20 protein-coding genes and 1 pseudogene are annotated in these 21,509 nt (G+C 39.8%); 12 read left to right on the top strand and 9 right to left on the bottom strand.

The genetic code is table 11. From position 1 onward, the window contains the following. Window positions 1-9: 9 nt before the first annotated feature. Window positions 10-3,054 carry a pentapeptide repeat-containing protein gene (locus IJ00_RS14365; RefSeq protein WP_035154077.1) on the top strand — a complete coding sequence of 1,015 codons (3,045 nt, stop codon included), beginning with the start codon at window positions 10-12 and terminating at the stop codon, window positions 3,052-3,054. A gap of 1 nt (window position 3,055) precedes the next feature. Here the strand turns inward: IJ00_RS14365 and IJ00_RS14360 are convergent, their stop codons facing one another. Continuing rightward, complete coding sequence (locus IJ00_RS14360) at window positions 3,056-3,496, bottom strand: Fur family transcriptional regulator (RefSeq protein WP_035154075.1); 441 nt, start codon at window positions 3,494-3,496, stop codon at window positions 3,056-3,058. Between the two features lie 694 nt (window positions 3,497-4,190). On the opposite strand from IJ00_RS14360, the gene IJ00_RS14355 reads away from it, so the two are divergent. The 5 genes from IJ00_RS14355 (at window position 4,191) to IJ00_RS14335 (ending at window position 7,466) form a co-directional block, all read left to right on the top strand. Continuing rightward, window positions 4,191-4,403: a DUF2997 domain-containing protein gene (locus IJ00_RS14355; RefSeq protein ID WP_035154073.1), complete on the top strand. Its 213-nt coding sequence runs from the start codon at window positions 4,191-4,193 to the stop codon at window positions 4,401-4,403. Between the two features lie 46 nt (window positions 4,404-4,449). Next, a complete protein-coding gene (locus IJ00_RS14350) occupies window positions 4,450-4,836 on the top strand; it encodes a DUF1257 domain-containing protein (protein ID WP_035154071.1) in 387 nt (128 codons plus the stop codon). Beyond that, window positions 4,836-5,288 (top strand): ferredoxin, encoded by a 453-nt coding sequence (locus tag IJ00_RS14345; RefSeq protein ID WP_035154069.1) that lies wholly within the window; start codon window positions 4,836-4,838, stop codon window positions 5,286-5,288. Before IJ00_RS14350 ends, IJ00_RS14345 begins: the two co-directional genes overlap by 1 nt. Window positions 5,289-5,490: 202 nt before the next feature. Further along, a complete protein-coding gene (dndE, locus tag IJ00_RS14340) occupies window positions 5,491-5,877 on the top strand; it encodes a DNA sulfur modification protein DndE (protein WP_035154067.1) in 387 nt (128 codons plus the stop codon). A 68-nt stretch (window positions 5,878-5,945) separates the two neighbouring features. Further along, window positions 5,946-7,466, top strand: a complete 1,521-nt coding sequence (locus tag IJ00_RS14335; RefSeq protein WP_046814821.1) for a DNA phosphorothioation-associated putative methyltransferase — start codon at window positions 5,946-5,948, stop codon at window positions 7,464-7,466. A gap of 4 nt (window positions 7,467-7,470) precedes the next feature. Here the strand turns inward: IJ00_RS14335 and IJ00_RS14330 are convergent, their stop codons facing one another. Next, window positions 7,471-7,689 carry a hypothetical protein gene (locus tag IJ00_RS14330; protein WP_035154065.1) on the bottom strand — a complete coding sequence of 73 codons (219 nt, stop codon included), beginning with the start codon at window positions 7,687-7,689 and terminating at the stop codon, window positions 7,471-7,473. A 772-nt stretch (window positions 7,690-8,461) separates the two neighbouring features. Between IJ00_RS14330 and IJ00_RS14325 the strand changes: the two genes are divergently transcribed. The 5 genes from IJ00_RS14325 (at window position 8,462) to IJ00_RS14305 (ending at window position 13,799) form a co-directional block, all read left to right on the top strand. Then, a complete protein-coding gene (locus IJ00_RS14325; RefSeq protein ID WP_035159065.1) occupies window positions 8,462-9,745 on the top strand; it encodes an ABC transporter ATP-binding protein in 1,284 nt (427 codons plus the stop codon). 12 nt (window positions 9,746-9,757) lie between these two features. Then, window positions 9,758-10,900 carry a bifunctional 2-polyprenyl-6-hydroxyphenol methylase/3-demethylubiquinol 3-O-methyltransferase UbiG gene (locus IJ00_RS14320; protein WP_035154063.1) on the top strand — a complete coding sequence of 381 codons (1,143 nt, stop codon included), beginning with the start codon at window positions 9,758-9,760 and terminating at the stop codon, window positions 10,898-10,900. Between the two features lies 1 nt (window position 10,901). Then, window positions 10,902-12,179 (top strand): glycosyltransferase family 2 protein, encoded by a 1,278-nt coding sequence (locus tag IJ00_RS14315; RefSeq protein ID WP_238178339.1) that lies wholly within the window; start codon window positions 10,902-10,904, stop codon window positions 12,177-12,179. Between the two features lie 73 nt (window positions 12,180-12,252). Next, window positions 12,253-13,182: a glycosyltransferase family 2 protein gene (locus tag IJ00_RS14310; RefSeq protein WP_035154062.1), complete on the top strand. Its 930-nt coding sequence runs from the start codon at window positions 12,253-12,255 to the stop codon at window positions 13,180-13,182. Window positions 13,183-13,331: 149 nt separating this feature from the next. Next, window positions 13,332-13,799: a DUF29 domain-containing protein gene (locus tag IJ00_RS14305; protein ID WP_046814820.1), complete on the top strand. Its 468-nt coding sequence runs from the start codon at window positions 13,332-13,334 to the stop codon at window positions 13,797-13,799. Window positions 13,800-13,814: 15 nt separating this feature from the next. Here IJ00_RS14305 and IJ00_RS14300 read toward each other — a convergent pair whose 3' ends face one another. From IJ00_RS14300 to IJ00_RS14270, 7 genes and pseudogenes are all read right to left on the bottom strand, one after another. Then, entirely contained in the window at window positions 13,815-14,759 is a 945-nt protein-coding gene (locus IJ00_RS14300) for an energy-coupling factor transporter transmembrane protein EcfT (protein WP_035154058.1), read from the bottom strand. Between the two features lie 206 nt (window positions 14,760-14,965). Continuing rightward, window positions 14,966-16,327 (bottom strand): ribosome biogenesis GTPase Der, encoded by a 1,362-nt coding sequence (gene der / locus IJ00_RS14295; RefSeq protein WP_035154056.1) that lies wholly within the window; start codon window positions 16,325-16,327, stop codon window positions 14,966-14,968. Window positions 16,328-16,410: 83 nt separating this feature from the next. Further along, a pseudogene (locus IJ00_RS14290) lies at window positions 16,411-16,887 on the bottom strand (DUF29 domain-containing protein). A 44-nt stretch (window positions 16,888-16,931) separates the two neighbouring features. Beyond that, the gene (plsY, locus tag IJ00_RS14285; RefSeq protein ID WP_046814819.1) at window positions 16,932-17,642 is read right to left on the bottom strand and encodes a glycerol-3-phosphate 1-O-acyltransferase PlsY; all 711 of its coding nucleotides are present in this window, start codon (window positions 17,640-17,642) and stop codon (window positions 16,932-16,934) included. Window positions 17,643-17,885: 243 nt separating this feature from the next. Continuing rightward, on the bottom strand, window positions 17,886-19,055 hold the full coding sequence (locus IJ00_RS14280; protein WP_035154054.1) for a DUF3086 domain-containing protein: 1,170 nt from the start codon (window positions 19,053-19,055) through the stop codon (window positions 17,886-17,888). Between the two features lie 273 nt (window positions 19,056-19,328). Further along, complete coding sequence (locus IJ00_RS14275; RefSeq protein ID WP_082127329.1) at window positions 19,329-19,715, bottom strand: DUF3119 family protein; 387 nt, start codon at window positions 19,713-19,715, stop codon at window positions 19,329-19,331. Window positions 19,716-19,807: 92 nt separating this feature from the next. Beyond that, entirely contained in the window at window positions 19,808-20,593 is a 786-nt protein-coding gene (locus IJ00_RS14270) for an MlaE family lipid ABC transporter permease subunit (RefSeq protein ID WP_035154050.1), read from the bottom strand. A gap of 414 nt (window positions 20,594-21,007) precedes the next feature. Between IJ00_RS14270 and IJ00_RS14265 the strand changes: the two genes are divergently transcribed. Further along, the gene (locus IJ00_RS14265) at window positions 21,008-21,295 is read left to right on the top strand and encodes a hypothetical protein (protein WP_035154048.1); all 288 of its coding nucleotides are present in this window, start codon (window positions 21,008-21,010) and stop codon (window positions 21,293-21,295) included. Window positions 21,296-21,509: the final 214 nt, after the last annotated feature.

Here is a 21,509-nt window from a genome sequence, read left to right as displayed (position 1 = left end):
TGTAATTAAATGAACCTGAGTATTCGTCATTGGCTTACAGAAAATCACATCGAAGCTTCTCAAATTCAAGCATTTTCCCCAGGACAAATAGCCGGGGTTGCCTTTCGTATCGCTCAAGACATGGAAGTGAAGAGTCTGATTCCCTTTGATGTCTGTCCTTTGGTTGAGGTATTGGAATTACCTCTTGGTGCTGTGGAACCGGAGATGATGGCGATCGCCGAACTGACGGCAGGTTTATTGCGCAGTTTTAGCCATAAGAAGCCCCTAAAGCGCAATGAAGGGACTTGGTTAGCTTTCCAAATCGCCTACCTGCGTGGTTTGCGTCAAGTTCTAGAGCAAGAGTTGAGTTTGCACAGAGTTTGGTTGGATCGGGCAATGGTTTTTTCCCCCGCATCTGTGCGACCCCTATCCGACGTGCAATTACAAGCATTTTTAAAAACTCTATCACCTAGTAAAATTACTGATACCCAGGCAGAGCAAGCTTTGTCTCAAGTCAGCAATTCCTTACTTGTACAACAAATCAATAATGCTGCTGTCGCTTGGTTTATTGCCAACGGTGCGGAGGAAGGGGAAGCAAAATTAATTACCCAGCGTTTGAATCATTCCTTATATGGGCATTTATTGGCAGTCATCGCCGAAAATGCTGCACCTTTAGCGCAGTTACAAAAATTTGTCGGTTTAGCGGTGCGGGATGTTAGCAGTACTGCTGTCGGGAAAGTTGGAATGGGCAATTCCAGTACATCTGTGAATACCCCTACCGCAGATAAAATTTTTCTCTGTCGGGAGCGTTACCGAGCAAGTTTACTTACTAGTCAGTCAGAACCCCTATTTACAGAATATTTTGCTCTGAAAGATATCTATATCCCATTACGGGGAGTACCAGAGGAGGCGCAGAATACCGCAGTAGATTTAATCACATGGGTGCAGCAACAGGACGAGAAGGCGATCGCGGTGATTGAGTCGGCAGCAGGTTATGGTAAAACCTCTTTTTGCCAGACTTGGGCAGCACATATTGCCCAACATCTATACCCCCATTGGATGCCAATATATATTCGCCTCAGAGATATTACGTATGGCAGTAGTTTAACAGATACTCTTAACTCGGCATTTACAGGTAGTAGCTTGACTGACTTAGCTACTTGGCTGGAACTCGATCACCCTCCTTGTATTTTAATCCTGGATGGTTGGGATGAATTGCCACCCAGTGGTTACGGGGAACGGGCAAAGGTTGTATTCTTGCAGCAATTACAAGCTTTACAGTCTCAGTTGCGTCACAAAATTCTGATTACCAGTCGTTTGGGTGATTTAAATGCCATTTGTGCCGAAATTTCTTTACCAGTCAGACGTATAACTATCCAACCCCTAGAACCAGATGAACTGAAAAACTGGTTTCAACAGTGGACAAAAATCCAATCTATTTCAATAGCACAAAACTTTTTTTTATTCCTCAAGCAAGGGGGAATATTTTTAGCTAATTCCCGTTTTCCGCAAATATCTACCTTAGTACGACAACCATTAATGCTATTTTTCTTGGGTGTCTTACATCGTGACGGTTTGTTAGATGAGGAAATTTTCCAGATCGTACTAGCTCGACAACATCAGTCTTCTGCTGCACTGTTGTGGGAAATTTACCAAAGATTAACCCGTTGGTTATTGGGATATCCCCAAACTGGAGGAGCCAGTACTATGTTAATGCGTCCTGGTTGTAGTCACATTCACCGTACACCAGAGGCGATCGCCAATTTACTCCAAAACCAACACCCCCAAGAAATTTTCACCCAAATGCAAGCAGTTGCTTTGGCAATACTACAGAGTCATACCCATAGTATTCAGGTTGCTGAAGGAACATCTCTTCCACCTTTCTATTTCCGCTCCCTGGTATTTGAGCAGGTAAGCCATATTTTTCCCAGACATCAAGTAAGGACAAAAAATGAGTTAATCAAAACAGAATTTGCCCACGCTCTCTTAGGAGAATATCTCTGCGCCCAAGCTATTATTCATCACCTCAAGCAGCTGACTCAACTACGTTTTAATTCCTATAGTGAAGAGGTTTTTCTCATAGATGCTCCAGGGGAATTTGCTCAAAGATTATATAATTTATTGGGTTATGGAGTTCTGAGTCCACAAATTCTGGCATTAATTACCGAAGGGTTATATCAAGAAAAAAATTCTCCATCCTTGTTGCAATTACTCTCTCAGCAACTCTTACCATTTTGGTATGCCCATTGCCGTAGTCGCTGGCTAGATGAAGGGATGGCACATAATGCTTGGCGTAGTTTTCAGAGTCAGAGAAATTCTTTAAATATTGAGCAAATCAACGCCGCAGTTGGTCTCAATGTCTTTATGATACTCTGTGTGATTCATCAGCAAATCAAGCAACCCTTTTATCCCTGTGGTATGCCAGAGAAAGTGACAGAGTTCCATCCCCAAGCCTTATCTATTCTGATAACAAAAATCTTGATTTTTCCCAATCAAAACTCTGTCAGCCAAACCCTTTACCAATGCTTAAGTTATCTACAACTGCCTAAAATCTCTTTATCCCAAGTTGCCCTCAATTACGCAAATCTGCAACACAGCAATTTAACTAATGCTGATTTACGTGATACTAATTTGGTAGGAGCAAACCTAGAAAAAGCTCAGTTAATAAATGCCAACTTAGTAGGGGTGAATCTGCGCGGAGCTAACCTACATCAAGCTAACTTAAGTGGTGCCAATCTCAGTTATGCTAATTTAGCAGAAGCGAATCTGAATACAACTAATTTAACCAATGCCTGCCTGTTTCAAGTCATCATTGATGACAAAAACCGCGAAACTACTATCCTCAATGGGGCAATTTTTGACCTTGAGCAATATCAAACCATCAAACAGCTATTATCTCAACCCTCTGAACGCAACTTACCAGAGAATACAGATAATGCCCTCACTTGGGTAAACACACAAGGTATGGGAATCATGGAGAGTGTTGAAGGGGAAGCATCATCAGACATAGGTATAGACGCAGAAGCTGAATCTGCCACCAGTGACTACGCTGATGATGAAACTGTCTTCGGATAAGTTAGGGCTTTTGTTTATAACCGTAAAAATTAATACTATAGTCAGTGATTCTCACACCAGTCTGTGATTCCACATATTTGATTAAATCTTCCGGTAACTCGATATGCACATCTAGAATCTGATTGGTATCAATACAGTTAACATGACTGTGGGAATCACTGATATTACCGTATAAACGTCCATCGCAACGCTCAATACACTCAATAATACCCTGGGTCGATAAAGCTTCTAAATTTTGATACACAGAAGTGTGACCGATCGCCTTACCATCTAAATTCAGGCGATCATAAATTTCCCTAGCAGAGAGATGCTCATTTGCCTGCCATAACAATTCTAAAATGAAACGACGTTGGCGACTGACACGCATACCCAGATTCTGACACCTATCAAGGGCATCTTCTAAAGAGCGAATCGGTTTGGTGGATATTTCCTGCGTTTGCATATGAATGTTTGTTAAGTGCTGAAGTAATTTTTGCTTTTGAATGTTTATTTATTATTTTATATATCTACGCATTCATTACCTGTATCTATATTTGCATCTGGACTGAGACTTTGCCTGTTACGAACGTCACAGACCACAAAAGAGACTTGTTTGATGGGTCAACAATGGGGTTTTTACTAGCTGATGCTAAAACAAACTCATTACAACTTTAGCTTAAAAATCCCTTTCACGTCCACTTGCAAAGCGGTGTTGTCGGTGGAAGCTGAAGATGACGAAGTAGACAAAAAATCCGTATTTCTGCATTCCCCCCACAGACTTAATACTTACTTAATAAATTTACTGCCAATAGTAATGATAAAGAGTTTCAATAATTTTACTAGACAAATAGGCTTAAAAAGCTTCTGAGTCTTAGCTTTCATGGATTTTGGCAGATTTTCTTGCCATCCCATCACGGAAAAACCTGACCTTGACTTATGGATTAGGTTAAGAGAAACTTACAGATAACAGATGTGCTGCCTAATAAAAAAGATAATTTTTGTAAAGATTCTGAGATATATATTTTGAGTAATGGAACATTAGTTAACAAATGGCAAGTTTGTAGCTAAGGGAAAATGCTAATCCTGAAAGCTATATTTTTGTAGCCTTTTGCTAGAGCAGTACATTTACAGCGTACTATTCACGGTTGGTACAGCCCATGGAGACACTAGAATTCATCATCTATCCAGATGGTCGGGTACAAGAGAAAGTTACTGGCATTATAGGAGCTTCCTGCGCGGAGGTTACAGCCGCAATTGAAGCCCAGTTAGGGCAAGTAATGACACAGGAGCCAACTTCAGAGTTCTTCGCTGCCAAGGTACAACAGCAATCTGGCGTGGCAAACACACAAACAGCTTTCAGCGACTGGTAAGTTTTCAGACATTGTTCAAATACTGTGTAGTTTTTGTATAACCACCATGTCACATTTTAGCCAAATTAAGACCCAGATCCGTAACCTTGAATCTTTGAAAGACGCTCTTTCCGACCTAGGTGTAGATTGGAAGCAGGGACCACGGGAAGTACGTGGTTATCGAGGACAAACCCATGCCGCAGAAGTGACTATCGAGCAAGATAATGGCTACGATGTCGGCTTTAAATGGAACGGTAAAGAGTACGAATTAGTCGCTGATTTGCAGTATTGGCAACAAAATTTATCAGTAGAAGGCTTTTTGCGCCAAGTCACCCAGCGTTATGCATACCATACCGTGGTCAAAGAGTCAACACGGGCAGGGTTTCAAGTTGCAGAACAGCAGAATCATGAAGATGGTTCAATTCGCTTAGTTGTACAGCGCTGGAGTGCGTAATGTCTGACTTTCTTCCGTCACCAGAACAGGAAGATAACCCTTCTGGTTTAGCACCGGAGTTGGGTGGTTTCTTGAGGGATGATTCCGAACGTTCAGGTTTAGAACCAGAATTAGGCGGTTTCCTGCGTCAGAAGGGCGTGTATGTGGATGAAATCACCTGTATTGGTTGTAAACACTGCGCTCACGTAGCTCGGAATACTTTTTATATTGAGCCGGATTATGGGCGATCGCGCGTTATTCGTCAAGATGGCGATGGGGAAGAAATCATTCAAGAAGCGATTGATACTTGTCCTGTTGATTGTATTCACTGGGTTGATTACACCGAATTAAAACAATTGGAAGAGGAGCGCAAGTTTCAAGTCATTCCAGTGGTAGGTTATCCGGTAGATCATGCCGTAGCAACAACAGAAAAACGACGGAAAAAGCAGAAATTGCGCAAACCGCGTAAGTAAACCCAATTATTTTAAGAACTTCGATAAAATGATTCACGGGACTGGAATTTCCAGTCCTATTGTTTTTAGTGATTTAGCAATGGACGATGGGTAATGGGTAATATTTCCCTTAACCTTTCCCCCTAGGACAGATGTACATTCCTAAACCCTTGTGATGTCTGGCTTTCTAAGTTTTGAATTTTGAATTAGTATAAACTTTCCCATGGAACCCCCCCTAGAGCGTATCAAACTTTCTCAAACAGCCAAAGACCAGTTAATCAAGCTGAAGCGACTCACAAAAATTGAGCAGTGGAATATTTTATGTCGTTGGGCATTTTGTCGCTCTCTGGCGGAAGTCACACCTCCGACTCCTATACCCATTAAACTAGATAGCAATGTGGAAATCACTTGGCGGGTTTTTGGTGGAGAGCTATCCGATATACTGGTATTAGCTTTGAGACAACGCTGTCATGATGACGGTTTGCAGACAGATAAACAAACCCTGGCAGAGCAATTCAATTTACATTTACATCGTGGCATTAGCTACCTGGCAGGAGATCCAAATATCAAGAAAATTGAAGATTTGATTGCCCTAGGGACAAAAGATTGAAAGATATTATTAGGGATTGATTGCCGATAACAATTTAGTTAGATTTTCTCGCAATTACAAACGCTCTAATGTCTGAGAGCTATTTAGAAATTGAACGTCATCGAGCTGCCATGTTTCGGACTGACATTTCCCGTCCAGTGCGATTGGCAATCGATTATGCTGTGATTGGTAAAGATACCACATTTTTTGACTATGGTTGCGGACATGGTGGAGATGTACAACGTGTGGCAGCAGTGGCAGCCGCAAGTATCGGTTGGGATCCTTACTACTATCCTGATGTTCCAGTTGTCGCCGCAGATGTGGTGAATCTTGGCTATGTTCTGAATGTGATTGAAAATCCTGAAGAGCGACAGCAAGCTTTGATTCGAGCTTGGGATTTAACACGGCAAGTTTTAATTGTAGCAGCGCAAGTATTACTGAAAGCACCGACTCGCAACTTACTCCCCTATGGGGATGGGGTGGTGACGAGTCACAACACATTTCAGAAATATTATGAGCAGGAAGAACTGAAAAAATATATTGATCAGACTTTACAAGTAGATGCTGTACCTGTAGCTTTAGGCATTTATTTTGTCTTTCGCCATGGGGAGCAACAGGAGGCTTTTAAGGCACAACGTTTCTGCTCAAATGCAGTCACACCGCGTATTCGTATCCCGGTGAAACGGTTTGCGGACTACTCGGAAATATTACGCCCATTGATGAATTTTTATACTCGTCGTGGACGGTTGCCAGTGAAAGGAGAACTAGAAGAGGAAGCTGATTTACTACGAGAATTTGGTACTATGCGACGAGCCTTTGCGGTGGTACTACAAGCTACAGATGAGGCAGAATGGGACGCGATCGCCTACCGTCGGTCTTTAGATACTATAGTTTATCTGGCTCTGACTCATTTTGAGCATCGCCCCAGATTTTCCCAATTACCCATGGAAATGCGCCATGACATTAAGGCATTTTTTGCCAATTATGAAGAAGCTTGCGAAATAGCCGATCAAAAGCTGTTTAGTCTGGGTACACCGGGGGTGGTAGCAAAAACCTGCGACAAAAGTAAAATTGGTAAACGCACCCGTGGTGCTTTGTATATTCATACATCTGCCTTGCAAGAACTTGACCCCTTGTTACGCATCTATGAAAGTTGCGGAAGTCGCACAATTGGGCGGGTTGATGGTGCGACTTTAATCAAATTTAGTACCGAGGAATCACGGATTTCCTATCTCTTCTATCCTGATTTTGATACTGATGCCCATCCTGCATTACAGGAAAGTATCAGTATAGACCTGAAAACGAGAGAAATTATGCGCCGCAGGTACAAAAATCACCGGAATCCTCCGATATTGCACCGCAAGGAAACTTTTGTGACTCCTAGTTATCCTCACTATCAGGAGTTTTTCCAACTCACACAACAGGAAGTAGATTTAGGTTTACTGGAAAACAAAAGTCAGATTGGTACAAGGGATGGATGGGAACAATGTCTAGTAGAAGCTGGTGTGGAAATTCGTGAACACCAAATTTTCCCCAGGGAAGACAGGAAAGATGACGCAAGTTTACTCAGTGGAGAGTTAGATGCAGCACCTATGACTCTGGAAGAATGAACAATTACTGAAAATCATAAATTAAGAGGAATTCCGCATCTGGATTCATTTGCTGTAATAGCTGCATATGTCCATCCGCATCGGAACGACTGCGAAATCTCGCAATCACACTTTTTTGATTCTCAGGATGTAAACGCGCGATCGCCCAAGAATTCAGCCGCTTTTTATAAGTTACTGTCCCAATTGTCTCAGCCGAATCTTTGTATTCAGTATTTTGTGGCATGATCTTTTTATCCCTATAGTTTAGCTACTGGTGTTAGCCACTCTCTTTGCCGGGACGCTAACACCTTTTCACCCATGATTAAAGCCGCTACTACATAGTTTGTCAATTGTCAATATCAGAAATTGCCCTCACGTTAGAGTAGTCAGCATGAACATTCCCAACACTTGGCAGTTTACCTCGAGGTAAGGGCGAGAATTTTGCTCAAACCATAGATAGATGTGAATGCACAGTCAAAGAATCAACGTTTACCGGAATCTGTGCTGTTACAAGAAATATAATATGCCTTATTTGCAGAAAGCGCCAACTAAATTTAACCATAAAAATTGGATAATTTTGCTTGTAATATTTATATCCAACTGGCTACTGATAAAGTCTAGCCTTTTCCCCAAGCAGCATACAAGCTATTTGCACAGTTGAAAGTAGATGGAAATTCATTTTTAACTTTATAAAATTAATCATAAATTCATAGAAATAACTTAATCTTTCGTTTTAATTCTGGGAACAAAATAGAGATTTTGTGACAGAAGTTACATATTTTCTATTTTTTAAAATTCCCAAATTCATCAGAAAATGATAATAGTTTCTTGTTCTATTGGGGAAAAATCTAGATAAATTTAGCCCCCAAAAATCCTGCCAAAATGGCAACCCGAATTATCAAGGCAGCACTTATGATAAACGAGAACATTCCGGCAAAATAGCAGCGATACCTCAGGTAAGTTTCCCAAAGCGTGACAGTTCATGCTTTGGGATTTCCAGAAAATAATTGATGCCAATGGGAGACGAAACCGTTATTTCCCTCGAAAACGTATCTAAATGTTTTCGACGCTATTCTCACCCTATAGATAGACTGAAAGAAATTTTCTTGCCTGGAAAACATCTTAGTGATGAATTTTGGGCATTAAAAAATATTAATTTAGAAATTTATCAAGGACAAACTGTTGGCATTGTTGGCAGAAATGGTTCCGGGAAAAGTACTTTGTTACAAATTATTGCCGGAACACTCACACCAACAACAGGTATAGTTAAAGTTCGCGGTAGAGTCTCTGCTCTCTTAGAATTAGGTAGTGGATTTAATCCTGAATTCACTGGTAGACAGAATGTATTTTTTAACGGCAAACTCTTAGGTTTAAGTCAATCAGAAATTACAGATAAATTTGATGAGATTGCTGGATTTGCTGATATTGGTGACTTTATTGATCAACCAGTTAAAACCTATTCGAGTGGAATGTTTGTCCGTTTAGCATTTGCTGTCGCAGTCAATGTGGAACCAGAAATTTTGATAGTTGATGAAGCTTTAGCTGTGGGGGATGTGGTTTTTCAACATCGCTGTATGCGAAAAATGCGGAGTCTGATGGATTCTGGGGTGACAACTTTATTTGTATCCCATGATTCTGGGGCGATTAAAACATTATGTAATAGCGCAGTCATGATTAATGAAGGTAAAATTTACACTTCAGGTTCTGCGAATAGCGTGATTATGCAATATATGAAACTAGTCACAGAGAGTGAGTTAGGAATTCTACCGACAAGTGAATCACTAACAGAACCAATTCATCAATACACTGTAGCAAAAAATCAGCCCCATCGTCGTGGTAATCAAAAAGCTTTAATTGAAAAGGTAATAATGCTGAATCACCTGGGTGAAGAGGTAGGAGATACAGCGATTTTTGCCTTTAATGAAAATGTCAAATTAATTATTGATTTACAAGTATATACTCCTTTACAGGGGTGTATTGTTGGCTTTTTTATTTGTGATAAAAATGGTAACGAATTAATTGGTAGTAATACTCTTGAAGAAAATCATGTAATTGGTAAGTTAGAACCAGGTAGTAAACTCCAAATAGAGTTCCAATTTGATTTACCCCTACGTCCGGGAGCCTATAGTTTAACAGTAGCAGGTGCAGAAAATTATACTGCCATGACATTTGATTGGATAGATAATGCCATGGTTTTTCAAGTACTACCTCCAGATACAGGTAAGCGCATTCATGCTTGGATAGATATACCCATGAATGTCAGAGTATCTACGTCAGAATCACAAATAGTTATTGCCTGATAATGGAATTCTATGAGTACTTCTTGGGAAAAAGATTATCCTTTAGTGACAAATTTGTCAGAAGCAGATTTGGATGATAATAGTAGCTTAAAAAAAATGTTGCATTTGGTGGGAGAAAATAAGCAAGTTATTGATTTTGGCTGTGCAACAGGATATTTTGCCAAACTATTAGCAGCGAAGAATTGTCAAGTCACAGGAATAGAGCTTAATCCCAAAGCTGCAAAAATGGCAGAGAAATATTGTGAAAAAGTCATAGTTGCAGACTTAGATTATATTTCCCTGGAAGATATTTTATCATCTCAAATATTTGATGTGGCGGTATTTGGTGATATTTTAGAACATTTACGCAATCCCTGGAAAGTACTAACAGAAATTCGCAATTTTTTGAACCCGGATGGATATATTGTGGCATCGATTCCCAATATTGCCCATGGAGCAGTGCGTTTAAATTTATTACAGGGAAAATTTGAATATACAAATTTAGGTATTTTAGATGATACCCATCTACGCTTTTTTACCCGCGAGACTATCTACGATTTATTAGAAAAATCTGGATATCTCATTGATGTGATGGAGCGAATTACCTTACCAATTTTTTCTGGTTCAAATTGGATACCTCACCTAGAGAAAAATCAATTTGACCAGCATATATTAGAAATGATTGAGCAAGATGAGGAAGCTGATACATTTCAGTATATTATCAAAGCTTTCCCCATATCCATTGAAAACAAATATATTATTTTACAAAAAAAATATACTCAAGTATTAGAGCAGCTAGAAAACTATTATCAGCAGTATCAACAATCAAATCAAGAATTAGAAAAGTCCAATATCAGACTGGAAAATACTCAGCAGCAATTGCAAGAGAATAGTGCAATTTTACAAGGAAATATTATTCAATTAGAAGAAGCGCGATCGCAGTTGGAATCAACCCACGCACAATTACACCAAATGCAGTCAGAAATTGAGCGATCGCAGCAACAATTACAAACATTACAAAATCACTGGGAAGGAACACAAATACAGCTACAGCAAGCACATCAAGGTTGGGAAAGCTGTCAACAAATTATCCAAGCAATGGAAAGTAGCAAATTTTGGCGACTTCGCAAAGCTTGGTTCCGAGTTAAACAATTTTTAGGTATTCGAGGTAATTAATATGATGATAGAAACAGAAAAACATCAGCAATTACAATCTCGACAAACAGAATTAAGAAAACGACAGATTCATCTGTTAGAAAATCAGCAAAAGTTAGATATTTCCTATAGTCATTTATCAAACCGTGACTATAATTGTATCGTCAATAATGAGTATAAATCGATTTCCAGCGACTTTCACACTCATCCCGTGAGCATGGCAAATCGCAAATTAACAGTTGATGAAAAAAGATTATTAGTCATCTCTCGATTGAAGGCAGCAAAATTATTTGCAGAAATGGGAATTAATCCCTGGGTATCGATTAGTAATACAGCTTATAATAACTGCTCAGAACCATGTATTTCTGTAATTATTACTCTCTATAACTACGCTGATTATATCTATGAATGTTTGGATAGCTTAGTAAATAGTCAATTAGAACATCTCCCTGGAAATATCGAAGTTATAGTTGTAGATGATGCTTCCACGGATAATTCTGCCGCTTTAGTCGAAAAGTATTTAGAAAACTCTCCTCTTCCTATCTACTTAATTAAAAAAAAGCTGAATACAGGGTTAGCAGATGGCAGAAATCTGGGTTTGAAATTAGCGCGATCGCCATACATTTTTATTCTGGATGCAGATAATTTTATTCATCCCCGATGTTTATCTATTCTCCATCAAGAAATTACTTCCCATGACTACGCTGCTGTTTATGGCAAAATTAGCAGATTTGATAACTTAACTAGGGAAGAAATTAATTATTTATCCTGTCATGAATGGGATGTAAGTCGATTAGTACATCATCCCTATATTGATGCTATGGCAATGTTTAATCGGGAGAAAATTCTAGCAGTTGGGGGTTATTCTACAGAATTGATTGAGTATGGTTGGTTTGGTTGGGATGACTATGATTTATGGTTGAAATTTGCCCAAGCTAATTATGATTGTAAATTTATTCCCCAAGTACTCAGCTATTATCGAGTACATTCAGAGTCAATGATTAACACAACCAATATCTATGCGCTCAATCTGGCTAAATACTTTTATCAAAAGTTTGCCGATTTAGTTACAAATCATAGCCATTCAGAGATAATATTTAGCTTTTTAAAAAGTGATATTTGTTCTCCTAGCAAAATTGAACTATTAAACCATCAACATCAATTAATCTTACAAGAGCTACAATCTGCCTATGCTCAAATTACTGCCATGAAAACCAGTAAATTTTGGCAGTTAAGAAACTTTTGGTTTAATTTTAAGAAATTTTTAGGGGTGACAAAAGATATTGATATTCACATCTAAGCTACCCACCGCAAGTTTACTTCTTGGAATAGGTTCTAAAAATTAACTTTGATTATTTACTAAAATTATCCCCATGTCCTATCGTATAGCTGCATATATAACTGCCTATCAAGAAGCATCGAGTGTACATCATACAGTCAAAGCCCTACAACAGCAATTATATCCTGTAAAGCAAATTTTGATTGTTGATAACTCTCCTCAACCAGTCATTAATCAAGAAGAATTTCCCAATTTGATTGTGAAACATCATCCAGAAAATATTGGAGTTGCTGGAGGATTAAACATTGCTATAAATTGGGCGATCGCCGCAGGTTATGATTTTTTATGGTTGTTCGATCAAGATAGTCAACCAGATGAATACTTACTAGCAAAGTTAGTCAGACAGTATCTCGAATTATCCCATCAACAGAAAAATATTGGCATTATCGCTCCGAAAATTCTCGACATTCATACTCAGCAAGAATTTCCTGGAAGTATCTTTAAAAAATATAAATTTGTTTTTAGTCCAGAGTTCGCTACTACTCAAGATTACTATGAATGTGATGGGGTAATTACTTCTGGCTCCTTAGTTAATCTTAAGGCAGCTCAATCTGTTGATTTGCCCAGGGGAGATTTATTTTTAGATGCTGTTGACTATGCTTACTGCATGAATTTACGCCGCAAAGGTTATGATATTGTGGTTGTGAGAAATGCCGAAATGAAGCATCGTTTGGGCAATTATACCGCAGTCACAGACCGTTTTCATCCCGGTTCTCCCAATATATTTACCTTTGTTTGTTCTCCATCTCGTTACTATTATGCCTGTCGCAATCATACATTTTTTGAAACTCGGTTAACATCGAATCAAAATATGTATTTATCTATATTATATAGAATTAAATGTGCCAGAAATATGATAGAAAGAATCATTCGTTATGAGTCAGATATGGTATTTCTCAAAATCTGGGCTTGTATCCGGGGTACTTTTGATGGGTTTTGCGGTAGGTTGGGGAAAACTTGGTAAACAGATTTAGCACAAATATTTGTACAAAAATTGCTATAATTATTCTCAGAGATACAAAAGATACTCAATTTTCAAATAATGAGTTAGTTGTATAGATAAAGTAGTTTTTTTCAATCCTTCCAATTATCTTACCAATTAGTGATCAGAAAATGCTCAAATCTTTGTACAATCAAGATATGCAGTTATGGATTGAGCAAACTATCCAGTGTCTGCGAAGTCGTGATTTTGCAGCTTTAGATGTGGAGAATTTGATTGAGGAATTAGCCGATTTGGGTAAGGCAGAAAAAAATGTACTCAAAAGTAATTTAAAAATTTTGTTAGCTCACCTAATCAAGTTACAGGTACAATATGATGCACCTGAAACCATGAAAAGCAGCTGGTATGATTCTGTTGTTGAGCATCGTCAACGAATACTGGATAGTTTAAATGAGACTCCTTCTTTGAAAAATTTTCTTCAGGAAGCGATCGCCATAGCTTATCCAGATGGTGTAAAAATCGCTATCAAAGAAGGTAAACTAGCTAAGTATGGGGTACGTATACCCCCAGCAAATGAGTATCCTCAGGATTGTCCTTTTACCGTAGGACAGATATTAGATGAAGATTTCTACGGGTTGTAATTGTTGATGGGAAAATCACACTTCATTCCCAAAGGAAAAACGCATACCCCAGAGAAAAATCAGAGTGGCGATCGCCAACCAATCCCATCGAGTTAAACGTAAATCTTGCCACTGTACCCGATGTTCATTAGGAGTTGTAAAACCCCTAACCATCATTGCATTTGCCATCTGCTCTGCACGTAACAAGAGATTTTCTAACAATCTTTCTGCAACTAACATCCATACCTTAGCTCCTCCCTTAAAACCTAATTTCTTCCAATTAATTGCTCTTGTCATCACCGAGCGAATCAAATTCTGAATTTCTTCTAAAACTAAGGGAATAAATCGCAACGATAAAGTCAAAGTTAATGTAATTTCTGTTACAGGTATCTTAAATCTACGTAGGGGTTGCAGCAAACTTTCAATACCCGCAGTAATCTCTTCAGGAGCGGTAGTCAGTAAATAGAGATTTGTGCTGTAAATGACAGTAAAAACAATTGTACTTAATTTAATTGCTAAATCTAAGGAACGACGGGAAACTTTAATCGCACCCTTAGAAAATAATAAATAATTATATTCTTTACTCTTTTTTGTCTGAGTGATTACTGGAGTTTTATTCGTACTTTCTTGCTGATTTTTTCCTTTCTCAGCTAACTTCACCACAGTATCATTTTCTGGTAATCGTCGCTGATAATTAATTCCCAAACCATCAGGGGTAATTGCCCCAATTAATAGCACAAAGAAACATAAACTTAATAACCAACCCATTTGCTGTCGCCACACTCTTATGGGTATTCTGGCAATCAGAGTCAAGAAAATCAGTAAGACTACTAGTAGAATTCGCCAATAATTATTAGCAAAAATATAGGTTGTCAGAAAACTAATTAACCAAGAAAATTTTACCCTGGGGTCAAGTTTATGTAACCAAGTTTGGGGCTGTTCTAAATATAAACCAAGAGGTAAAGAACGTAGTAAATCCATTGAGTAATTGGAGATTTGAGATTTTGGATTATTGTTTATCACCGATGTGATCAAGTTCGACTAATCGCTTAGATACGAACAAGATTAGGAAGCAATGAAAAACCCTTACCTTTATTACACTACTTTGCCGCCAATGTGCAACAAAATTTCTAAAAATTGATATGGTATCAATCCTCGTCATATCCAAAATCCCAAAACCTGCCTAATTAAACACGAGTTGCTCGATTCATACTCATATTTTCCATATCACGGACTTTCTTACTGCGCCAAAATAAGCGAATTGGAGTCCCCTGGAATCCTAATTGTTTGCGGAATTGTCGCTCGATATAACGTTTGTAATTATCATTAAATCGTTTGGCATCGTTGACAAACAAGGCAATAGATGGAGGTTGGCAACTCACTTGAGTTCCATAGTAAATTCTTCCTTGTTTACCACTACGACTCACAGGAGGAGAATGCCATCTTAAAGCTTCTTCTAAAACTTCATTAATTACGGAAGTACTCACACGACGTTTGTGTGCTTCTGCTGCATTATTCACCAGTTCCAGAATTTTTTCTACCCGCAATCCAGTTAATGCACTGATGAAAATTGTCTCTGTCCATTCAGTAAAATGTAGACGTTGTTCCAGGTGTTTTTGATACTCATAAATCGTGTAGGAATCCTTTTCTATGGCATCCCATTTATTCACGACTAAAACACAAGCACGACCTTCATCTAATACCCTACCAACTAGTTTTTGGTCTTGCTCAGTCACACCATCTAAAGCGTCTATAACTAACAGTACAACATCTGACCGTCGAATTGCTTTAAATGCACGGTTAATACTGAAAAATTCTGGTCCATAATCGATACTTTTCTTTTTGCGGATACCTGCGGTATCAATCAATCGGTAAGCTTGTCCGTTACGTTCAACGCAAGTATCAATAGCATCACGGGTAGTACCAGAAATGGGACTCACGATCGCCCTTTCCTCTCCCACAAAAGCATTGAGAAGACTGGATTTACCTACATTCGGACGACCAACGATCGCCACTTTAATCTCATTCGTCTCTGGTATTTCTTGAACTGTGGGAATGTGATTAATTAACTCATCCAGTAAATCACCCGTACCATTACCGTGAATAGCAGAGAGAGGATAGGGTTCACCTAATCCCAAATTCCAAAATTCTAATGCTTGCATAATACCCTGTTCTGGTGATTCACACTTATTCACCGCTAGCAACACGGGTACTGGTTGTTGACGCAACCATGCAGCAATTTCCTCATCCGCACCATTCGGACCGGTACGACCATCCACTACAAATATAGCAGCACAAGCCTCTGATAAAGCTGCCATTGCCTGCTGACGAATCAGGGGCAAAAATTCTGTATCATCATTAAATACCAAACCACCGGTATCTACTACCAAAAACTCGCGATCGCTCCAAAAAGCAGGTAAGTAAGTGCGATCGCGGGTAATACCCGGTTCATCATACACAATCGCTGACTGTTGTCCCGCCAAACGATTGACTAAGGTTGATTTGCCCACATTTGGGCGACCGATAATCGCAACAATAGGAAGTCCCATACGCTGATGCCGCAAAGCCGCAAATTCTTATTGTAGCGAGTTATGTGGCAATTGTTAGGAAAGAGTGCCAGGTATTTTGCAAATTAGCAAAACCAATCGGGTAGGGGTTCTAAGAATTCACCTGGAAAAAAATTACTATCTAAAGCTTGTTCTAAACTATAAGTACAATCCCTGGGGAAGTCTCGATAATTGAAGTTAGTTTCCCGCACTGCCAAATCTAAGGCTATTTGATAGGATTTGGGGTAAATTTCCCCTAAAGCGGATTTTAAACTCGAACTTTCATCAAGTAATTCCTGAATTTATCGGCGTTGCTCTCGGATAGTAATGTACCAACTTTTACTGCGCTTTTGAGGTTGGAATTCCCATTTTAATAAATGACCTAACAACACTCCCAAACGATTTTTTAATTCCTGTCGTTCCCGTTTCCCCAATGATGTTATTTCTTCAACTAAGTTAGGAATATCTAAACAATCCCATGCAGAATCTTGGAGAAATTGCACTTGTTGCTCCACCCAACCATAAAAATCATCGGTATAAGTAACTTTTGGTTTGATTCGCATTGCTAACTCTCCCCATCTTGCCCCATCTGGTAATTTATACCTTATTAACTATTCAAACTCGCAGAATTAGCATCTACGGTTGCGGTTTCTGTCACCATCTCTACCTTTTGCCCTAATTTTGGTTCTGTTCCGGCTAATAGTCGCTCAATGTTAGTGCGGTGACGGAAAATAACATAGGCTCCAGCAGCGACACCAAACAGAATATAGGCTAGGGGTTGCTGCCAGATTGCCATGAAAATCCCCACAGCGATCGCCCCACAAATCGAACTCAAAGACACAATCCGTGATATTCCCACAACCACCGCAAACACACCCGCAGTTGCTAAAGCTACTTGCCAATTCATCGCCAGCAAAATACCTAAGCTCGTAGCAACAGATTTTCCCCCACTAAAGCCTAAAAATATCGATTTACTATGTCCAATTACCGCCGCAAACCCAGCTAAAGTAACTAACCAAGGTTGCCAAATCGATAAATTTATCCCCGTAGGCAGCAGATTTTCCGTAACAGAAAATTGGCAAACCCAATCTACTAAAAAAATCGCTCCAACCCCCTTCAAAGCATCAACCAATAAAACAAAAGCTCCAGGACCTTTTCCGAGGGTTCGCAACACATTTGTGGCTCCAGTGGAACCAGAACCCACCTCTCGAATATCAATACCTTTTAACAGTTTGACGAGAGTATACCCTGTAGGCAAAGAACCTAAAAAATAGGCGGTGATCAGAACCGCTCCACAGATTGTTAACCAAACAGACATAGGATTATGAATTTAGAATTTGGAATTAACTAACTTTGGGGATTTAAGTCCCCTGCTTCTATAAGCAGCGTGTTTTGTGTCGGAGTTTAAATCCCCGTCACAAAACGTAATTACGTTAGCGTTAGCTCTCCCGTAGGGAGCATTACGAATTACGAATTACGAATTACGTTAGCGAAGCTCCTCTGAAAGAGGCATTACGAATTATTTTAATTTTCCCCTATTTTCCCACCTCAAATTATGCGATTAAAAATCATCATCATAATTACTGCTACGCATCGTTCTTGGGTCGGGGGCAAAGGCTAACCATAGGGGAAATTGTAGCAGGGCAAGGCTAATTTGTTCCTCCGAATCATCAACCACAATAAAGGGCATTTGATTAGCTTTCACCAAACGTTCAGCTTTTTGGGCGACAGCTTCCGCAGTTTCAAATAACACCACACCCCTATCAGGACCAAAATCGGGGCGACCAATGCCCAGGCAATCTTGTAACCCACGCCGCCACTCTCCTAAGCGTTCGGGGGAATTTGCCAATACCAAAGTCCGGACTTTATTCCCATAAATGGGATAGAGAATAGAGATAATTGCTGAGGCAATCAGTGTATTTTGTAACCTGCTGCCCATAGTCCGTAAAGCTCCGCGTCCGCCCTGGGTGAAAAACCAGTTAGAAACACGCTCTGCATGAACTGGCTCAAAGGTACGACGTAATTGCCAAGGGGGACCATAATAATCAGGTTTAGTCCGATATTGGTCAATTAGGCGACGAATTTGCTTATTTGTCTCTTGAAATTGCTGGGAGGCAAAGGGGACATTCCCAGATTGGGGTTCCGCAGCTTTTGTTTCCCTAATGGGAGGTTTTTCCGGTTCCGGTTTTCTCTGGGGAACCAGTTGCAATTGTTCTGCGGCGATCGCCAAATCCTGCAAACTCCCAGCTAAGTAATCTTTAAAACCTTGAACACGGATAGCTAAATCTTGGGAAGCACCAGCAAAGGTAGTACGCATTTCGTTACGAATACGCTCCTGGCGTTTTTCCAACTGCTCAATGGAAATTTGTAAAGCTTGCTTACGCTGTTCTAATTGGGACAAAGACTCTTGTACAAGCTTACCCATTGCCGTTTGTGCTTCCCCTATTTGGCTTTGCAAACTGGTGTAAGAAGATTGTAAATTGGCAATTTCCGTTTTGAGTTGAGCTTCCTGCTGCTGTAATTCTAAAATGCGTTTCCCAATTTCTACCTCTGGAGAATCCTCTGCAATTGCTTCTACCTCTGTAGTGACATTCTCAGCAACTACCTCTGTGACTTCTAAGGTAGATTCCTCCGTCGCTGAAGTTTCCAATGTTGGGTTTTCCGGAGATTCTTCGGGAGATGTAGGAGATTCATTCACTGATGGTGGATTTTGGTATTCCTCTGGGTTCATAAAGGTGAGGTGAGTAGTGAGTAATGAATAGTGAGTAATGAGTAATGAGATTTAATTTACCAGTCAAACTTAGGTTGCCAGAATAGTAGTACAGCACGGCAGAAATAAAGCAACCGTACCCGAATACAAAATCAACGAAACGCCAGCGCTGGATTCCATAGGAATTTTGAATTCCCCGTAGCTGTACTAGTATCTTTGCTCGCCAAGGGGAGTCGAAGAGTTTAGGAGATACCAATACCTTCAATACCTTCTGCCTCTAAGCTCAGCACTCTACTATACACGTTGACAACGCTGTTCTAAACAAGCCTTTAAAATTTTCGGGTCAAAAATTATTGGTAAGAAATGGATACTCTTAACTTCCTTAAAATAAAACAATATGGGGACAGGTTCCCAAAATATGCGCCAATTTAGCCATTCCTGGTAGGGAAAACGCCGAATCATTTTGTCTCCACGGAAAACATCCAAGTCTGTGGGGGTAAATACTAGACGCAGGGATACTGCTTGATACATCAGGAACAATCCAAACAGCGCGATCGCCCCTCCCAAAAGAGGTTGCACCAATAGCAGAGGAATTCCCGCCAAAACTAACACCACAGGTATGTTGTAACTCGGTTTTAGTTCCACGCTCGATACTGAATTTGGGGTTGCAGAAGTTGTCACACTCTCAAATCCTGGTTTATGGGTAAATAAGACATCTTCTATTTTAAGGGAAAGGGGAAGGGCAAGAAGAGAACATTAACCATCACCCCACCTCAAAACCCCTGCATCAAAGCACTGCCAGTTCCTTGGAACATCACCCAAGACAGGAAAAAGTTACTAATAAATATAATTAATAGGGCAGTCACAACAGCAGTAGTTGTCGATTGTCCCACACCCTTTGCACCCCCAGTAGTAGTCATTCCCCAACTACAACCAATCACAGCGATGAGAATACCAAAACAACCAGCTTTGATCAGAGCGCTGACAATATCCCACGCACCGATAAAATTGCGAGCAGAGTCTAAAAATTGATTTTCTGAGAGGTTATAAATATTTACGGAAATCACCAAACCTCCAGCCATCCCCGTAACTAAAGATAACAGGGTCAAAATCGGCAGCATCAAAGAGCAGGCAATGACACGGGGAATAACTAAATAATCCACGGGGTCAGTTTTTAACATCAACAGAGCATCGATTTGTTCTGTAACTCGCATTGTACCCAGTTCTGCGGCAAAGGCAGAACCAACTCGCCCAGCAATAATCACAGCAGTCAGTACGGGTGAAAGCTCCCTAGTTAAAGCTACTGCCAAAACCCCACCCACAATGTTACCTGCACCAAAGCTAATGAACTCCCGTGCGACTTGGATTGTAAATACTGCTCCCACAAATACGGCTGTAATCAGGGCAATAAAAACTGAATCTGGTCCCACAACCGCCATTTGTTCGACAGTATTACGCCAGTGAATTTTGCCTCGCAGCAGATGGACTAGTACTTGTCCTCCTAGAAAGATTGCTGCAAGTAAACGTTGACTCCACGCTGACAAACCGGATTTAGCCATGAGATTAGGTGATGAGTAATAGGGAATAGGGAATGGGTTTTTGATATTTTGTTTTTTATCCTCTCTCTACCTCCTGTCTTTTGTCTATTTTCTGTAAACCTTTCCTTCCTCTGATGTTTCACCTCACTGAGTTAACTTAGGTTACGGTGAGTCTCAGAAATTAATATTACTTGTGACAATACTTCTTATGAACAAACTTGGCATAATTAGGTCTGAAAAGCTGATATGGCAAGCCTTGACTGTACTTTTTGACAGATAAAAGTTGCCGATCGCCCCCAAAAATTATATGTAGGTATTTTAATGAAAACTTAAGATTTTTGACATCTTCTGTTTTACACAGCGATCGCATTTATTGTAGAAATTGACCACTTGGGTGTCTGGCTATTATCTACCTATTTCACGGAGCCTGACCAAATGACTATCCTGATCAACTTTATCCGCTCGCTGATATTAACAGTAATTTTCAGCTTTGTTGCCCCCATATTCCTACTTGGTGGTATTCTGCTGTCTTTGTCTGCCATGGGTTATTTACCTGGTTTGACAAATCTCACAGGGGCGATCGCTCAACAAATCTTAGATTTTCTCGCCATTTTTGGCTCAGGAAGCCCCATTAGAGGATTATTCGTCATCAGTTTAACCTGTGGTTTTGTAGGCGCATTATTTGATACCTATGCCTACTATCGCTGCCAAATCCTCCGCTAAAACCATTGACTGTCATCAACATGGAATGACTCTAGGATTTATTTAGGTATTGTTGATATAGGTTTAGGGATTGTTAGGTTCAGCGAAATTCTTAACAATAGCCGACGAAATTAGGGAAACGGAAAACGGGAAACAACAACAGAGATATTCTTGTTAACTGTTAACTGTCAACTTTCACCCATCCCCCATTCCCCATCAAGAATGGCAGAATGGG

The organism is Calothrix sp. 336/3 (genome assembly GCF_000734895.2).
Classification (GTDB): Bacteria; Cyanobacteriota; Cyanobacteriia; order Cyanobacteriales; family Nostocaceae; genus 336-3.
The sequence above is the reverse complement of the archived record's forward strand: the minus strand, read 5'-3'. Positions and strand labels throughout refer to the sequence as shown.

What these genes read in the sequence shown, in the direction of transcription:
- IJ00_RS14265 (WP_035154048.1), top strand. Translation starts at nt 21,008, where the DNA reads ATGACTATCCTGATCAACTTTATCCGCTCGCTGATATTAACAGTAATT.
- IJ00_RS14350 (WP_035154071.1), top strand. Translation starts at nt 4,450, where the DNA reads ATGTCACATTTTAGCCAAATTAAGACCCAGATCCGTAACCTTGAATCT.
- IJ00_RS14270 (WP_035154050.1), bottom strand. Translation starts at nt 20,593, where the DNA reads ATGGCTAAATCCGGTTTGTCAGCGTGGAGTCAACGTTTACTTGCAGCA.
- IJ00_RS14365 (WP_035154077.1), top strand. Translation starts at nt 10, where the DNA reads ATGAACCTGAGTATTCGTCATTGGCTTACAGAAAATCACATCGAAGCT.
- IJ00_RS14305 (WP_046814820.1), top strand. Translation starts at nt 13,332, where the DNA reads ATGCTCAAATCTTTGTACAATCAAGATATGCAGTTATGGATTGAGCAA.
- IJ00_RS14300 (WP_035154058.1), bottom strand. Translation starts at nt 14,759, where the DNA reads ATGGATTTACTACGTTCTTTACCTCTTGGTTTATATTTAGAACAGCCC.
- IJ00_RS14355 (WP_035154073.1), top strand. Translation starts at nt 4,191, where the DNA reads ATGGAGACACTAGAATTCATCATCTATCCAGATGGTCGGGTACAAGAG.
- der (WP_035154056.1), bottom strand. Translation starts at nt 16,327, where the DNA reads ATGGGACTTCCTATTGTTGCGATTATCGGTCGCCCAAATGTGGGCAAA.
- plsY (WP_046814819.1), bottom strand. Translation starts at nt 17,642, where the DNA reads ATGTCTGTTTGGTTAACAATCTGTGGAGCGGTTCTGATCACCGCCTAT.
- IJ00_RS14280 (WP_035154054.1), bottom strand. Translation starts at nt 19,055, where the DNA reads ATGAACCCAGAGGAATACCAAAATCCACCATCAGTGAATGAATCTCCT.
- IJ00_RS14320 (WP_035154063.1), top strand. Translation starts at nt 9,758, where the DNA reads ATGAGTACTTCTTGGGAAAAAGATTATCCTTTAGTGACAAATTTGTCA.
- IJ00_RS14330 (WP_035154065.1), bottom strand. Translation starts at nt 7,689, where the DNA reads ATGCCACAAAATACTGAATACAAAGATTCGGCTGAGACAATTGGGACA.
- IJ00_RS14325 (WP_035159065.1), top strand. Translation starts at nt 8,462, where the DNA reads ATGGGAGACGAAACCGTTATTTCCCTCGAAAACGTATCTAAATGTTTT.
- IJ00_RS14345 (WP_035154069.1), top strand. Translation starts at nt 4,836, where the DNA reads ATGTCTGACTTTCTTCCGTCACCAGAACAGGAAGATAACCCTTCTGGT.
- IJ00_RS14315 (WP_238178339.1), top strand. Translation starts at nt 10,902, where the DNA reads ATGATGATAGAAACAGAAAAACATCAGCAATTACAATCTCGACAAACA.
- IJ00_RS14360 (WP_035154075.1), bottom strand. Translation starts at nt 3,496, where the DNA reads ATGCAAACGCAGGAAATATCCACCAAACCGATTCGCTCTTTAGAAGAT.
- dndE (WP_035154067.1), top strand. Translation starts at nt 5,491, where the DNA reads ATGGAACCCCCCCTAGAGCGTATCAAACTTTCTCAAACAGCCAAAGAC.
- IJ00_RS14335 (WP_046814821.1), top strand. Translation starts at nt 5,946, where the DNA reads ATGTCTGAGAGCTATTTAGAAATTGAACGTCATCGAGCTGCCATGTTT.
- IJ00_RS14310 (WP_035154062.1), top strand. Translation starts at nt 12,253, where the DNA reads ATGTCCTATCGTATAGCTGCATATATAACTGCCTATCAAGAAGCATCG.